This is a genomic window from Advenella alkanexedens (assembly GCF_019132845.1).
Classification (GTDB): Bacteria; Pseudomonadota; Gammaproteobacteria; order Burkholderiales; family Burkholderiaceae_B; genus Advenella; species Advenella alkanexedens.
Genome location: NZ_JAHSPR010000003.1, coordinates 1 through 15,623, shown reverse-complemented (window position 1 = coordinate 15,623; position 15,623 = coordinate 1). Strand labels below are relative to the sequence as shown.

Below are 15,623 nucleotides of genomic sequence, written 5' to 3'. Positions count from 1 at the left end.
TAAACGATTATATGCTCTAGAATAAGTATTCTAGTATTATCCAAATCTTGTGATAACTTGATTTATATCAAATTATATTTTTTTGATTGTTATCGTCAGTGACTGCTCAAGATCGATGCAGGCACGATGCCATGATTAACCTTGCGCCACCTAACATCAAGGCGCCTATACAGCAGAGAGAGACAAATGAAAATTTTGACTGAAGAAAACACTAGTAAACGTATTAAGACCAAAAGCTGGGATATTCACTATAACGAGGCGGGTGAAGGCACACCGCTGGTTTTGGTGCACGGCGGTGGTCCCGGTGCTTCGGGCTGGAGTAATTTTCACCCAAACATTCCTTATTTGGCTGAGCGTTTCCGTGTATTTGCGGTTGACCTGCCAGGCTGGGGCAAATCCCAGTCCGTTAAGTACGATCAACGTGATAACAGCGGTGCTTTGGCTGAGTTCATCGAAGCGTTGGATTTAGGTCCTGTTGCTGTGGTGGGTAACTCGATGGGTGGTTCTTCTTGTATCCGTTTTGCCTATGAGCGTCCTGATTTAGTCACGCACTTAGTCACTTTAGGTTCTTCTGCTGGTGTACCTAGCATTTTTGACCCAGTGGGTTTGAGTGAAGGCGTGAAAGCGCTGGAAGCGGCTTATTTTGAGCCTGGTCCGGAAACGATGCGCAAATTTATTGCCACCATGGCATTTGACAGTAGCTATGTGACTGATGAGTTCATTGCTGAACGCGTACAGATTTTGACTTCAAGGCCTGACCATATTGAAGGCTGGATCAGCGGTCATGGCAAGCCCATGGTGCGTATTGACCAAAGTCGCCTGGCTGACATCAAAGCACCGACTTTGTTGATTCATGGCCGTGATGACAGAACCGTGCCCTTTACTGCCGGCCTGCACTTGGTACGTCATATCCCAGATGCACGCTTGTTGCTTGTAACACGTTGTGGTCACTGGGTACAGCTAGAGCATGCAGACGAATTTAACCGTTCTGTGGCTTCGTTCATCCAAGGCTGAAAAACATAGTGGGTGAGGGTGATTATTAGTCTGTTCACTCGGCCTGTTTTTTTTAATTTTTAATGAACTAATATTCTAGATTATGTGTTCAGAAGCAGCTAAAAAGGAAAAAGCATGATTACTTCTCTTGCTTATTTTGGTGCTACCTCACCTGATTACAAAGAGTGGGAAAGTTTTGGTCCTTCCATTCTGGGTTGTGAGCTCGTAGAGCCTGGTCCTGATGGTGCCGTGTGTTTACGCTTTGATGAGATGGCTTATCGAGTGGCCATTCATCCTGGTGAAGAAAATGGTGTTGCTTACGTTGGTTGGGAAACGACGGGTATTGAAGGGGCCGGGCAAGTTGTGGCCCGCTTGGAAGCCTATGGGATTAAAGCCAAACGGGCCTCAGAAGACGAGGCGGCTGTGCGGAAGGTGATTGGTTTTTACTGGTTCATTGATCCGGCAGGTATCCGTCATGAGTTGATTTGGGGACATATGCGTTCCAAAACATCTTTCCATCCAGGTCGTGCCATGAGTGGTTTCCGTACGGGAGACCAAGGTTTGGGCCATGTGGTGTTTGCGGTACCCGACTTGGAGCAAAACGATCGTTTTTATCGTGATGTCTTGGGCTTTAAATTGTCTGACACCGTGGATATGCCACCTATTTATGCCTTCTTTTATCATGTGAACGGACGTCATCACTCGTTGGCGGTGGCGCGAGCGCCTGGTGATAAAGCCGCGTTTTTGCATTTAATGATTGAGACCCGGTCGTTGGATGATGTGGGAGCCGGCCTGGATTTGTGTTTGAAGCATGACATCCCTATTACGCGAACGTTGGGTTGTCATACCAATGATCGCATGGTCTCTTTTTATCTGCAGTCTCCGGCCAATTTCCGTATTGAGTATGGTTGGGGGGGGGAGGATGTGGATGATTTGTGTGCGCCACGTTATTACGACCAGACCAGTTCGTGGGGCCACCATCCCCAGCACCCCGAGTTGTCCCCCTTTCTACCCATTAAACCCGCTAATCAACAGGGCTGAGCTTTAGCTCACAACACAAACTGTTTAAGAATTTTTAAAAAGGAAGTCAATCATGCAGGCTCTAGGTAAAGAAGCGTTAAAAAAGTTGAGCGATTTGGTCGCTAACGAAGTAAATGATAGTGAGGAGTTAGGTCGTATTTCGGATGAGGCTGCCCGTTTATTGCGTGACTCCGGTGTGATTCGTATGTTGCAACCCAAAGATTATGGTGGCCACGAAATACACCCGCGCGAGTTTTTTGAAGTACTCATGGAGCTGACCGCTCGTGCCCCATCTATTGGTTGGGTGAGTGGCGTAGTGGGCGTACACCCCTTTGAGTTTGCACAGGCAGATCCCCGCGTTCAAGAGGAAGTGTGGGGTGAGGATCCTGACACCTGGATCGCTTCGCCTTATGCCTTTATTGGCCGTGCCAAACGTGTAGAGGGTGGTTTTATTTTGAATGGTCAGTGGCCATTTTCTTCCGGTACCGATCACTGTAAATGGGTGGTACTGGGTGGCCGTGCTGAAAAAGAAGGCGGTCCCGCCGATGAGTTTACCGAGCCCCGCCACTTTATCTTGCCTCGTGCTGACTATGAGATCTTGCAAGACTCCTGGAAGGTAATGGGTTTGGCGGGCACAGGCAGTAAAGATGTGGTGGTGAAGGATGCTTTTGTACCGGATTACCGCACATTGGAAGTAGGGCGGTTGAACTCCAGGGAGTACGCGTCCAAATATCGCCCCGAGTCGCCTTTATACCAAGTGCCGTTTGATTTGCTGTTCCCGGGGGCTATTGCTGCCGCCACCATTGGTATTGCGGATGGTGTGGTGCGTCATTTCTCTGACTACTCTCGCGACCGCGTGTCCCGTATGGGGGTGAAAGCCACTCAAAATCCGTACCACATGGCGTCCTTGGGTTCCGCTATTGTGGATATCGATGCAGCACGCAATCAGGTATTGAATGACATTACTGATGCCTACGAGCTGGTATTAGGTGGTGGTCGTGTGACCAGTGAAATGCAAGCGCGTGCCCGAGTGCACCAAGTGCGTGCAGTTCATCGTGCTGCCGACGCAGCCGCTTTGGTATTTAAAAATGCCGGTGGGAATGCGAACCGTCTCTCGAATCCGATTCAGCGTCAGTGGCGTGATTTATCGGTGGCTTTGGGTCATGCATGTAACGTGCAAGAGCCTGTGTATGCTGCTTTTGCTGGTTCCTTATATGGAGTTCCAGTTCCAGCAGGTGTAATTATTTAATTTAGCTTGGGTGTCGTTGTGATGAATTGGTAGCGGCATCCGGCGTGACATGGCTTATATAAGGAAAACATCATGGAAAACAGGAACAGCCAAGTTAATAGTGAAACCTTTCGGGCGGTGTTAGGTAATTATCCCACGGGTGTTGCCGTAGTGACTGGGTTTGATCCTGCGGGAGAGCCAATTGGGATCGTGGTAGGCACGTTTACCTCGGTGTCGCTGGAGCCGCCTCTGGTTGCTTTTTTGCCAATGAAGTCGTCCCGGACTTTTAATCAGTTGCGAGCTGCCTCAGATCAATTTTGCATCAATATTCTGGCCGCAGACCAAGAGTCTATTTGCCGTCAGTTAGCCTCATTCGGTGAAAATAAATTTGCTACGGTGCCGTGGCATAAGAGTCTTGAAGGCAATCCCGTGATTGATGGGGTGGTGGCGTGGATTGATTGTGAATACGCCAATGTGGTGGATGGTGGCGATCACTACATTGTTTTAGGTGCAGTGAAAACCATGAGCCTGGAGCGTGATGCATCACCGCTACTTTTTTTTCAGCGGGGTTATGGGCGTTTTTCTACCAGCTCGCTGATGTTGGCGAGTGACCGGGAAGTATTGCATCAGGTGCGCCTGGCGGAATTGGCGCGTGAAGAGATTGATGCCGTAGCACGTGAGTTGCGCGTGGGCTGTAGCGTGGTAACAGCTGTAGGGCAGGAATCTGTGTATGTAGCCGTTGCGGATCATTCTGAAGCGCAGCTGGGTAAAAACCGTTTAGGGGTGCGGACTCCAATGGTACCGCCGCTAGGCACATTATTTGTAGGCGGAGCCAATGCTATTTCAGTAGAAGACTGGTTGGTACGGCTGGGGAAAAATGGTGCGGAAGCCGCCGATCGGGCACAGCAGCAATTGGAACGCGTGCAAGAACGCGGTTGGTCTATTGCTTTACTTGGTGATTTAAGTGCCGGTGAGCTTGAGGAGGCCGTGGAGTTGTACTCTTGTCCACATAGAACGCCAGAGCAGGAACGCCGCTTTTTACATACTTTATCTAAGATGTTTGACCTGCATGAGCCGGTACAAATAGAGAAAACCCAACACTACGATGTGCTGCATTTATCAGTGCCTGTACGTCGCTCATCCGGTGATACGGCTTTTGTATTGCGGCTTAGTGAGTTGCCACGTTCCGTACAGGGCGCTGAGGTAGATCGTTACTTAGATCGTTTGCGCAATGCGGCAACGCAGGTGGAAGCTTTGCTGGCGCAATTCTCAGACTGAAGGTTGAGAGGTCCGGGTAAATAAGTGCAGGCATTTGGTGTTTGGGTTTTTCTTTCTGTAGGTAAATTTCTATTATGACTTCCTCTGTTGCTATGGACCTTGCTCAACTTCGTACTTTCGTTGCCGTGGCTGAAGCCGGCAGTTATGTCAAAGCGTCGGATTTATTAAAAATTCCCCAGCCTACCTTGAGCAGGCATGTAAGGGCTTTGGAGCTGGAGTTACGGGCCTGCCTGTTTCATCGGCATGGTCGAGGCGTACGTTTAACGGATCGGGGGAATACTTTTATTGAGTATGCCCGCTCCATTATTCATACCATGGAAACGGCTATCCATTCGGTGCGTGACTCCAGTGCGATGTATGCCGGTAATGTAGTGATTGGCTTAACGCCCAGTATAGGGCGAGTGTTAATCCCTAAATTAGCCCCACGTTTGAAAGAAAAATTTCCCTTGGCTTCGTTACGTTTAACAGAAGGGTTATCGGGGGCTTTGTATGACAAAGTACTGCTGGGGCAGGTGGACTTTGCCTTGGTGCTAAGCCCTGCTGGTTCGCCGAACCTGCAGATTGAACCGCTTGCCACGGAGCAGTTGTATTTAGTTGGCCCGAAGGGTGAGAAATCTCCGGCAGCGACTATCACTTTGCGAGATTTAGTGCAATATCCTTTGATTTTGCCCTATAGCAATCAATGGACTCGCCCTGCCCTGGAGACAGAGGCAGCACGGTTGGGTCTGCAGTTGAATATTGTCTTGGAGATTGATTCGACTGCATCAACGGTAGAGATTGTTTCTAAAGGAGGTGGATACGCTATTTTGCCGGGCAGCTTACAGAAATTAAGTAGCTTGCCCGATTTAAGCTGGCAAAAAATTGTAGAGCCTCGGTTAGAAGCCACCATGAGTTTGATTTCCCAGGCAAAACAAGCGCGTAGCTTACTTTCGCAGGCTGCGTCTGCAGTGGTGAAAGAAACTCTGTTAGAAATTTTTAGTGATGCACCAAATAATGATTGGAAGGATGGAGTAGACCAGAATGAATGATCGATTAATTCAAGATTTAGCCGGGCGTTTACGCGAAGCTGAGCAAACACGTAGCCCGATTGCTCCGATTAGAGATGAGCTTATCAAGGACAGCGAAGAGCAAGCCTATGCCATACAGATGGCCAATGTGGAACATGCTTTGCTGCTAGGTAGACGCATTGTTGGCCGCAAAATTGGCCTAACCTCAGTTGTGGTGCAAAAACAGTTGGGTGTAAACCAGCCTGACTTTGGCACCTTATTTGCCGATATGGTGTTTGGCGATGATGAGGAAATTCAGTTGAATCGTACCTTGCAGCCTAAGGTCGAGGCCGAGGTGGCTTTAGTACTAGGTCAAGACCTGGTGCGCGAAGATACGACTTTAATTGAATTAATGAATGCAGTTTCCTATGTGTTGCCAGCGATTGAAATCGTGGGCAGCAGAATTGCTAACTGGGATATTCGTTTTGTCGATACGGTAGCCGATAACGCTTCCAGTGGTTTAGTGGTAGTTGGTGGCGCTCCCATTCCTTTGCAAGGTTTGGATTTGAAATTGGTTGAAATGAGCATGACCAGAAATGGTGAAATGGTTTCGGAAGGCAATGGTGGAGCTTGTTTGGGGCACCCTCTCAATGCGGCGTTGTGGTTAGCACGTAAATTGGCCCAATTAGGTCAACCATTACGGGCAGGCGACTTGGTCTTGACGGGAGCCTTAGGGCCTATGGTGCCAGTGAGTCCAGGTGATTCGTTTGAGGCAACGATTAGTGGTGTGGGGCGAGTACGCACTCGTTTTGCAGCGCCTTAATTTTTTGTCATTAATTAGGGAAGGCGAGGTTTTCGCTCCCGACTGATTTTTTCTTGAAGGTGGACGCAATGACGCGCAAACTAAAAGCTGCCATTATTGGTAGCGGCAATATTGGCACAGATTTGATGATCAAAATCTTGCGCAATGGTAAAAACATAGAAATGGGAGCCATGGTGGGCATTGATCCCAATTCCGATGGCCTGGCACGTGCTGCACGTATGGGTGTGGCTACAACGCACCAAGGGGTAGAGGGTTTAGCCCAGCTGCCTGTTTTTTCAGACATTGATTTTGTGTTTGATGCGACCAGTGCAGGGGCTCATGTCATAAATGACGGGTTTTTGCGCAGTTTTAAACCCAATATCCGTATGATTGATTTAACACCTGCTGCGATTGGGCCTTACTGTGTGCCTGTCGTCAATGGTGAGCAGCATTTGGATGCCTTGAACCTGAATATGGTGACTTGTGGTGGGCAGGCTACGATCCCGATGGTCGCAGCGGTGGGCAGTGTAGCCAAAGTGCATTATGGTGAAATTATTGCTTCTATTGCGAGCAAAAGTGCTGGTCCCGGGACCCGCGCTAATATTGATGAGTTTACGGAAACAACCTCTAAGGCCATTGAAGTGATTGGTGGTGCCACCAAAGGCAAGGCCATCATTATTATGAACCCTGCGGAGCCTCCTTTGGTGATGCGTGATACCGTTTATACCCTCAGTGATTTTGCAGACGAAGCGGCAATCGAAGCTGCTGTAGAAAAAATGGTGGCCGGGGTGCAAAGCTATGTGCCCGGTTATCGCTTAAAGCAAAAGGTACAGTTTGACCGAATTGAAAAACCGACCCGTATTCCCGGTGTTGGTGATGCGGTCACCGGTTTATGCACCAGTATCTTTTTAGAGGTAGAGGGTGCTGCGCACTATTTACCTGCTTATGCGGGCAACCTGGATATCATGACCAGCGCTGCGCTTCAGACCGCAGAGCGTATGGCTAAACGTATGTTGGTGAGCGAAGCTGTCGCTACACAAGGAGAGTAAACATGACAATCACTAAAAAAATTTACATTTCTGATGTGACTTTACGTGATGGCAGTCACGCCATTCGTCACCAATACAGTTTAGACAATGCGCGTCAAATTGCCCAAGCCCTTGATGAGGCGGGGGTTGACTCTATTGAGGTGGCTCATGGTGATGGCTTGCAAGGCTCCAGCTTTAACTATGGCTTTGGGGCACACACCGACCTGGAGTGGATTGAGGCGGTAGCCAGTGTAGTGAAACAGGCCAAAATTGCCACCTTGTTGTTACCAGGTATTGGTACTGTCCATGATTTGAAAGCTGCCTATGAAGCCGGTGTGCGCGTAGTGCGTGTGGCTACTCATTGCACCGAGGCTGATGTTTCCAGGCAGCATATTGAATATGCCCGCGAGCTAGGCATGGAAGCGGTGGGTTTCTTGATGATGAGTCATATGACTACCCCTGAAAATCTTGCCCAACAAGCCAGGCTCATGGAGAGCTATGGCGCCACATGTTGTTATGTGGTGGATTCGGGTGGTGCCTTGGGCATGCAGGATGTACGGGATCGTTTTAGGGCGTTCAAAGATGTTTTGAAGCCAGAAACCCAAACGGGTATGCACGCTCACCATAACCTGGCTTTAGGCGTAGCCAACTCAATTGTGGCTGTAGAAGAAGGATGTGATCGCGTTGATGCGAGCTTGTCGGGTATGGGCGCAGGTGCTGGTAATGCTCCCTTGGAGGTTTTTATTGCTGCTGTTGACCATATGGGCTGGAAGCATGGTACTGACCTCTACAAACTCATGGATGCGGCAGACGATATTGTACGTCCTTTGCAGGACCGTCCTGTGCGCGTAGACAGGGAGACTCTGGCTTTGGGTTACGCCGGTGTGTATAGCTCTTTCTTGCGTCATGCCGAGGCCGCCGCAGCCAAGTTTGACTTAAAAGCCGTTGATATTCTTGTTGAACTAGGCAAACGTCGTATGGTGGGGGGGCAGGAAGACATGATTGTGGACGTGGCTTTAGATTTGCTAAGACGAAATGACTGAACAGCACACAATTCATTGGGAGGTGGATTACACCTTGGGATATGATCCGATGGATCATATCCATGACGAGTTCCTGGCGTTGTTGGCTCAACTCCAGGAGGCTGCCGATGAGCAGTTGCCCGAACGCCTCAAACAAATGGAAACGCATCTGCAAGCGCATTTTGATGAAGAAAATACGTGGATGGAGCAGACTCTGTTTCCACCACGTCAGTGCCATATGGATGAGCACATCGCGGTGCTGAAATCGGTAGCTGAGGTTCGAATTTTGTTGGCTGAGGGTAATACTCAAGTTTGTCGATCTTTAACTCAGGCTCTAGCGGAGTGGTTTCCCGGGCATACTACTCATTTAGACTCCGCTTTGGCTCATTGGATGGGTAAAGATCGACTTAAGGGAAAACCCATGGTATTCAAGCCTATGAAACGTGTCTAAATTCTCAAAGCCATAGGTGCTGCGGCTTTTCGCCTATGGTTTCTGCAATCTGGTTTACGTATAGCAGTCATTCACGATTTTGAGTTGTGATTATCTGAGACTTGGTTAATAATTTTAGAAAATAAATTCTAGAGCGTTATTCTAGAAAAATAGGAGACAACACCATGCCAAGATTGCATAAGTATTTTAACGAAACGGATAGTCCCTGTACTAACTGTTCCCTGCTAGCGAGTGCTGCTTGTTTAAGCATTTCAATCTCGTTGCTTGTTTCTTCTTCTTTTTCCGTGGCCTTGAACTAAGGCTATTTCTGTCAACTTCGTTCAGCGTAAGTAAGAGCTATAAATCTATTTTAATTTTGCTCTATGACTTCATGAGGTGTTGATAATCGAAATAGGCTTGGCGAAATGCTTTCATGCTTATTCAGGTTACCTAATTACTGGAATGAAGGGCGTACTGTACTGTTACGCTGAGTACCCAACTTAACCTAATCTAATCTAATCTGAAACGTTATGACAAACTCTAATAAGGTAATAGAGCAAGAGAAACAAAAGCGACGCGCTATTTTAGCGAGTTATCTTGGTACTACGCTCGAATATTATGATTTCCTTTTATATGGCGTGGCTGCGGCCCTCGTTTTTCCTAAGGTCTTTTTCGTAGCCCTGGATCCGATGGCGGCAACTTTGTCATCCTTTGCGACTTTTGCAGTGGGCTATTTTGCACGCCCGTTAGGCGCTATTGTTTTTGGGCACTATGGTGATCGTATTGGGCGTAAGAACGTCCTGGTGGTGACGCTGGTCTTAATGGGCTTGGCCAGCATGATGATTGGCTTGTTGCCCACTTATCAGCAGATTGGTGTTGCTGCTCCTGTTTTATTGGTGCTCATGCGTTTACTCCAGGGTATCGCCATTGGGGGAGAGTGGGGTGGTGCCACTTTGATGTCCATGGAGCACGCTAAAAAACGTGGTCGTGGTTTTGCGGTCAGTTTAGTGAGTGCAGGTGGTCCAACCGGTGCGGTACTAGGTACTTTGGTGATGACTCCCTTTACCTTATTGCCTAACGATCAATTCCTGACTTGGGGTTGGCGTATTCCTTTCTTGTGTAGCGTATTGCTTACGGTCGTGGGCTTGATGATTCGTATGAAAGTAACGGAAACACCTGAGTACGCAGAAGCCCGCAAGAAAATGGAAGAGGAAGGCAAAAAACCGAGCATTCCTTTGGTAACCGTATTCCGTTACAACAAGCGTCATATTTTCTCTGGTGTGATCGGTGGTTTGGCACCCTTGTCCTTTGCAACTTTTGCCGCCGCTTTTTTGCTGAACTACGCTGTTGTGGCTGGTCACTCTCATACCAGTGCTTTGGTGGCAATGACCATTGCTAACTTCTTGAATATTTTCACTTTGCCCCTATTTGGTGCGTTGTCGGATCGTGTGGGTCGTCGTTTATTGATGATTAGCGGTGCGCTAACAGGCATTGTTGTGATATGGCCTATTTTCCTGTTAGTACACCATCAAAGCTTCTGGACTTTAACGTTGGCTATGGTGCTTGCCATGCCTGTTGTTCAAGCCATGATGGGGGGCGTGTTTAATACTTGGCTTAGTGAAAAATTTGCGGCAGATGTGCGTTATAGCGGTATTGCTTTGACATTCCAGATTGCTTCCACGCTGGGCGCCGGCTTGTCACCCTTGATCGCAGCTAGTCTGTTGGCGGTAGGGGGGGGTACCAATCCACAGTGGGTCGCTCTGTACTTTGCCGCCATTTGCGTGATCAGTTGTATTGCTTACATTTACAGCCGTGATCACTTTGATCAAGAGTTGGCTACAACTACCGAGCCAGAACAAAAGCCCGACTCTAGTTACAAGTATAACGCTAACGTTCAGCACCAACAACTTACTTAGTAGTAACTTACTTAGTAGTTTAAAGCAAGGTTGGCTTTTACTGAAACGTAAAACTGAAGTCGGAAGCCAACAAAGGACAGCGGTATGAGGATAATCCTGCCGCTGTACCATTCCAAAAAAAGAGGAAGAGACAGTGAATAAAAAATATTTAATTGCCGTATTTATGGCGGCGGCTTTGCCGTGCGCTGCGTCTGCAACATCAGTCACTTTATACGGTGTGCTTGACGTGAATTTCAGTCATTTTAGTCAGGAAGGTTCTAGGAGTACCGGTCTAAACTCAGGAGGCTTGGGCGGCTCACGTTTTGGTTTGCGTGGCGTAGAAAAGCTTAATGAAGACCTGGATGTGATTTTTACGCTTGAGGGTGGTTTTGATCTCAACACTGGGGAATCAAGTCAGGGAAAACGTTTGTTTGGGCGCCAATCTTTCGTGGGGTTAAAGAGCAAAACTTACGGTACGGTGACTGCGGGTCGTTTACAGGGCTTGGGTTATCGCTTTAGTGGTGAGTTTGATCCCATGATGATAGCACCCGGTTCCGTAATGGGATCTTTGACGGGTGAGGTGCCTAGAGCATGGATGTACAACCCATTGGGTGATCCTGCTCGTATGGATAATGCAATCTTGTATGTTTCTCCCAAAATCAGTAATTTTGAGTTTGGTTATCAACACGGGTTTAGAGGGATTGACCGGGTCCCCGGCGTACGTAACAAGCGTTTTGACTTGGCTTCTTTAACCTATGACGACGGTGCCTTACGTGTGAGTTATGGTTTTGGCCATAGCTCAGCCACAACAGACAATAGCCCTGGCACTAGCAAGCAGATTGAGCATGCTTTAGGGGTGCGTTATCAGTTTTCCTGGGCTACGTTATTTGGCAGTTACCAAATTCGTAAAACCCACGGTTACAGTGGCTCAGACCGTGCTTGGCAAGTGGGGGCGCGTGTTCCTGTGAGTGATGCCGGTGCAGTGCATATGGCCTATGGGCGTGTGAATAACGAAACACCGTTTGGCAATGAGCCAAATACTGATGATTATGGCGTGAGGACATGGGCGGTAGGTTATGTGCATAACCTCTCCAAGCGCACGATACTGTATTCCTACTTTAAACAGCTCAATAACAGGGGCAATTCCCGTCAAACGATTTTCCCGCCCTCAGGTATGCCTAGTCCTCATCGTCTCAATGCCAAGGTTACTGCTTTTGGCATCGGTATTCACCATCGATTTTAAATTATAACTATGGCTTAAGTTAGAGGGTTTAGGTTGGGGTAACTGGTCTGGGCCTGATACTCTCCTGATAACCTAAAAGCCTTTTAATAAGGAAGTGATATGCGAATTTTATCTATTTTGATAGGCGCCATTTTTGTGGCTTGGATTGCTCATGGTTTACATACCAACCCTCGTTGGACGTGGTCGCCAGGAGAAGGTGAGTTACCTCGTGATGTGGTCGCGTTGTATATGGATATGGTGTATGAGCAGGGTAAGGAGGAAGAGGCAAAAGAGTTGTTTTTCCTGGCTAATACCAAGGACGAAGTACCGGCAGAGCGACTTCTACCCAATGGAGAGACTTTCACTCCAGAAGTGATTCGTGTAATTGCTGAAGGTTTTAATGTGGCCGTGCATTTCAGTGCTAAGGATGCCAATGGTGTGCCTACTGAGTTCATCGAAGTTTATCACGTGAGAGGTGGACGTATTCTGTCACGCGAACGTATCGTACATCGTACTGGAGAGCCCACAACGGTTCTCAGTCAGCGAGTTGCTGTGCATCTAACCACGAATGAGTGAGCGAAGGGAACAAACCATGAATGGAATTAGCAATATTAAGTTTGATCTGAGCACCGTGTGCCAATTAATTATTTCTTTTTTTCGCCTCTATTTAGGAGCGTGGATGATTGTGAGTGGTACCAGTTATTGGTTGCATCAGTGGGGTTATCAACCTGTTTTCCCGCAACCGTTTGGTTCTTTACCTGATTCAAGCAAGATGCTCATTACCTTTGTTGAGGTGGGGCTGTTTGATTTAGTTAAAACCTTAGAGGTTGTTGGCGGCCTGATGTTGGTTTGTAATTTATTTGTGCCATTAGGTTTGGTGATTCTGTTCCCTATCAGTGGCATGGTGTTCTTCAACGCCATTTTCTTGAATCTGCGTTATGACGGCTTGCTTAGCGTGACTTATATGGGTACTGCTACCTTGTACATGAATGTGATCTTGTTGTTGGCTTACATTCGTTATTACTTGCCGATGCTGTCTTTGAATGCGAGTACAGGTCGTTTGGCTGACTTAAAACGTTTGCCAGAAATTTTTAAATAAAGGCAAGCCATTATGCAGGGAACAGACATTAGTTGTCGTTTGGTATTGGCTGCTCAAGAGTTCGAACAAAAGTTCAAGAGCTGTGGCAGTTCAGTCGACTTGAACCCCGTTCAAATCACTTCACTGAAGTCCATGACTCAAACTTTAGAGGCGCTGACGGAGGTGAAGGTTTTAATGAAGCAAATACAAAATCACGTTTGCTACAACAATTTTTTTACTAATAAAGGAAACTTAGTATGATACGCGGCTCGACGAGTTATTACGTTATTCATTGGATTCGCCTGTATTTCGGGGCGCACTTGTTATTTTCTGGGGTGCGTTATGCCCTCACTGGTTATGTACCAATGATTCCAGGTATTGGAGGAGAGTGGGTACAGGCGAACGCCGATATTTATCTCTATCAGTTTGTGAAATATCTAGAAATTCTGACAGGAGCTATGTTGTTGTTTAACCGTTTCCCCTTGTTGGCATTGATTTTAGAGTTTCCTGCTACGGTGAATATTTTCTGGTTGAACACTTTTATCGTGGCTACCCCTCGTCAACTATTTACGGGACCTCAGGAGCTATTTTTAAACGGTATTTTGTTGTTGGCTTATAGCGGCTGGATGTTTGCTGTCATTAAGCCAAAAGTGGAACCGCTTTGGTTATGGAATGGGTCTAAAGCCTATACCTCGGATCTGGATAAAGGCTATGTTGATACGTCTCATAACGCTATTGTTAAAGGGTAAATAAAAATGGATAAAGGAAAATGGATTGCAGTAGTGACTTGCTTGTTATTGACTGCTGCTGCTTATATTGGATCAACGGGTTTGTTTTATACGGAATACCGCCCCATTCGTAATTACGATTTAGTGGCATTCGCTGCCTCGTGGACGGGGCTGATTTATATGCTAATTCGCGATAAAAACAAAAAAGACAGATAACCCGTTTCGATTGATACATAACAAGAGGGAAGGAGACAATTTTGACAATGACTCGTCGTAATTTTGCCAAGCTATCTGCTTTTTTGGCAGCAGGCTTGGCAACTGGAGTCCCCTCATGGGCTCTGGCACAAGAAGCCATTGATAAGTTAGCGCGTGCCGGTGGAGCGGTTCCAGACGCTATTTATACCTTGGCAGATTATTGTTTAAATACACGCTATGAGGATTTACCTGCAGAGGTAATAAAAGTCACCAAAGGGCAAATTCTAGATACCATTATCGTTATGCTACCGGCTTTGGACTCGGATGGCATTGCACAGTTATACGAATGGAGTAAAACAGCGGGCGGTAATGAAGAAAGCCTGGTTTTAGGTACATCAGTACGTTTGCCTGCTGGAAATGCAGTGCGTTTAAATGCGGCAATGGCGGCGGCACTTGAGTATGATGATACTTATGAGCCTTCTTTAATGCATGCTTCTTGTGTGACCATTCCAGTGGCTTTGGCCGCAGCGGAATTAGCCGGTGGTGTCAGTGGTAAAGAGTTAATAACTGCTGTAGCAGTCGGTACAGATTTAGCTTGCCGTTTATCCATGGCAGGCTCGCCTGGCGTGTCCCCTTTTATTGTGGGCTGGGATCCTACTCCTATGTATGGTTTCTTGGCGGCAGCGATGGTGGCAGGGCGTTTATTGAAGTTGGATCAAGCACAAATGGTAGCTGCAGCGGGTTTAGCTTATCACCAACTGTCCGGTAATGCCCAAGCCAGCGTAGACGGTACCCATGCCAAGCGTTTGGGGGCGGGTTTTGCCGCTTCTGGTGGTTTGTTATCCGCTCGTTTAGCGCAGCAAGGCGTATTTGGGCCATTCCATGTTTTAGAAGGTCCCAAGGGGCTGTTCAACCAGTATCATGGGGGAAAATACTCTAAAGATGCTTTGTTAGGCGATTTAGGCACTCGTTTTGCTGGGCTAGGTATTGCACCTAAACCCTATCCCTCATGCCGTGGGGGTCATGTTGCCATTGATGGCACGCTGGCTTTGGTCAATGAACACAATCTCTTGCCCGATGATGTGGAAAAGGTGGTTATTTATAGCCCGCCTGCTGAGATGATGCTTTTAGGGCGTCCACTAGAGAAAAAACAAAATCCTCAAACTATTGTCGAGGCGCAGTTTAGCAATCCCTGGATGGTAGCTGCTGCTATTCAAGATCGAGACATAGGCTTACGCCATTTCTCCGGGGAAGCATTGAAGCGAGAAGACCTCAAGGCTTTGGCCAAGCGTATGGAAACCATAGAAGACAAGAGCTTGGTACGTCCAGATGGCGGGCCTGGTTTTGTACGGCTTGAGCTGCATACCCGTGATGGTAAAGTCCATACGCGTACTGTTAAATACGCTAAAGGCGACCCGCAAAACCCAATGACCGAAGCAGAAGTAAATAAAAAAGTTTACGAATGTACGGATGCGGCAGGTATGAAGCGCCAGCAGGCAGAGCGCATTCACCAGCGCATTTTGAACTTGGAAAATGAAACCGATGTGGCTAACCTAATCGCAGCCTTAGCTATTTAATGGTGGGTTAGGCAGTAACTGTCCGGTAAAGTCATCTTTTCAAGTCGCTAATAAAATATGAACATACTTGTCCACTATCGCAAATGGACACGTATGGACTATCTAGAAGAAATCAGCCCGGAACCAACCCCGTTACCCCGT

Annotated in this window: 16 protein-coding genes; all 16 read left to right on the top strand. The window is 47.5% G+C overall.

Features of this window, described 5'->3' with window-relative positions; all coding sequences use genetic code 11:
- Positions 1-186: 186 nt before the first annotated feature.
- The 16 genes from KU392_RS04565 (at position 187) to KU392_RS04490 (ending at position 15,482) form a co-directional block, all read left to right on the top strand.
- The gene (locus KU392_RS04565; protein ID WP_217734698.1) at positions 187-1,014 is read left to right on the top strand and encodes an alpha/beta fold hydrolase; all 828 of its coding nucleotides are present in this window, start codon (positions 187-189) and stop codon (positions 1,012-1,014) included.
- 114 nt (positions 1,015-1,128) lie between these two features.
- On the top strand, positions 1,129-2,034 hold the full coding sequence (locus tag KU392_RS04560; RefSeq protein ID WP_217734697.1) for a VOC family protein: 906 nt from the start codon (positions 1,129-1,131) through the stop codon (positions 2,032-2,034).
- A 52-nt stretch (positions 2,035-2,086) separates the two neighbouring features.
- Positions 2,087-3,262 (top strand): acyl-CoA dehydrogenase family protein, encoded by a 1,176-nt coding sequence (locus tag KU392_RS04555; RefSeq protein ID WP_217734696.1) that lies wholly within the window; start codon positions 2,087-2,089, stop codon positions 3,260-3,262.
- Positions 3,263-3,334: 72 nt separating this feature from the next.
- On the top strand, positions 3,335-4,519 hold the full coding sequence (locus KU392_RS04550) for a flavin reductase family protein (protein ID WP_217734695.1): 1,185 nt from the start codon (positions 3,335-3,337) through the stop codon (positions 4,517-4,519).
- Positions 4,520-4,593: 74 nt separating this feature from the next.
- Entirely contained in the window at positions 4,594-5,547 is a 954-nt protein-coding gene (locus KU392_RS04545) for a LysR family transcriptional regulator (RefSeq protein WP_246587318.1), read from the top strand.
- On the top strand, positions 5,540-6,328 hold the full coding sequence (gene mhpD, locus KU392_RS04540; protein ID WP_217734694.1) for a 2-keto-4-pentenoate hydratase: 789 nt from the start codon (positions 5,540-5,542) through the stop codon (positions 6,326-6,328). The genes KU392_RS04545 and mhpD overlap by 8 nt, the downstream gene beginning before the upstream one ends.
- Before the next feature lie 68 nt (positions 6,329-6,396).
- Positions 6,397-7,356, top strand: a complete 960-nt coding sequence (locus tag KU392_RS04535) for an acetaldehyde dehydrogenase (acetylating) (RefSeq protein ID WP_217734693.1) — start codon at positions 6,397-6,399, stop codon at positions 7,354-7,356.
- Between the two features lie 2 nt (positions 7,357-7,358).
- Positions 7,359-8,378 carry a 4-hydroxy-2-oxovalerate aldolase gene (gene dmpG, locus KU392_RS04530; RefSeq protein ID WP_217734692.1) on the top strand — a complete coding sequence of 340 codons (1,020 nt, stop codon included), beginning with the start codon at positions 7,359-7,361 and terminating at the stop codon, positions 8,376-8,378.
- A complete protein-coding gene (locus tag KU392_RS04525; protein WP_217734691.1) occupies positions 8,371-8,808 on the top strand; it encodes a hemerythrin domain-containing protein in 438 nt (145 codons plus the stop codon). Before dmpG ends, KU392_RS04525 begins: the two co-directional genes overlap by 8 nt.
- 509 nt (positions 8,809-9,317) lie before the next feature.
- Positions 9,318-10,703 (top strand): MFS transporter, encoded by a 1,386-nt coding sequence (locus KU392_RS04520; protein ID WP_217734690.1) that lies wholly within the window; start codon positions 9,318-9,320, stop codon positions 10,701-10,703.
- A 133-nt stretch (positions 10,704-10,836) separates the two neighbouring features.
- The gene (locus KU392_RS04515; RefSeq protein WP_217734689.1) at positions 10,837-11,925 is read left to right on the top strand and encodes a porin; all 1,089 of its coding nucleotides are present in this window, start codon (positions 10,837-10,839) and stop codon (positions 11,923-11,925) included.
- Positions 11,926-12,024: 99 nt separating this feature from the next.
- Entirely contained in the window at positions 12,025-12,480 is a 456-nt protein-coding gene (locus KU392_RS04510) for a nuclear transport factor 2 family protein (protein ID WP_217734688.1), read from the top strand.
- Positions 12,481-12,496: 16 nt separating this feature from the next.
- Positions 12,497-13,003, top strand: a complete 507-nt coding sequence (locus tag KU392_RS04505; protein ID WP_217734687.1) for a DoxX family protein — start codon at positions 12,497-12,499, stop codon at positions 13,001-13,003.
- Positions 13,004-13,239: 236 nt separating this feature from the next.
- Positions 13,240-13,731, top strand: coding sequence for a hypothetical protein (locus KU392_RS04500; protein WP_217734686.1), 492 nt, complete (start codon positions 13,240-13,242; stop codon positions 13,729-13,731).
- 6 nt (positions 13,732-13,737) lie between these two features.
- Positions 13,738-13,926: a hypothetical protein gene (locus KU392_RS04495; RefSeq protein WP_217734685.1), complete on the top strand. Its 189-nt coding sequence runs from the start codon at positions 13,738-13,740 to the stop codon at positions 13,924-13,926.
- Positions 13,927-13,973: 47 nt separating this feature from the next.
- On the top strand, positions 13,974-15,482 hold the full coding sequence (locus KU392_RS04490; protein ID WP_217734684.1) for an MmgE/PrpD family protein: 1,509 nt from the start codon (positions 13,974-13,976) through the stop codon (positions 15,480-15,482).
- Positions 15,483-15,623 lie beyond the last annotated feature (141 nt).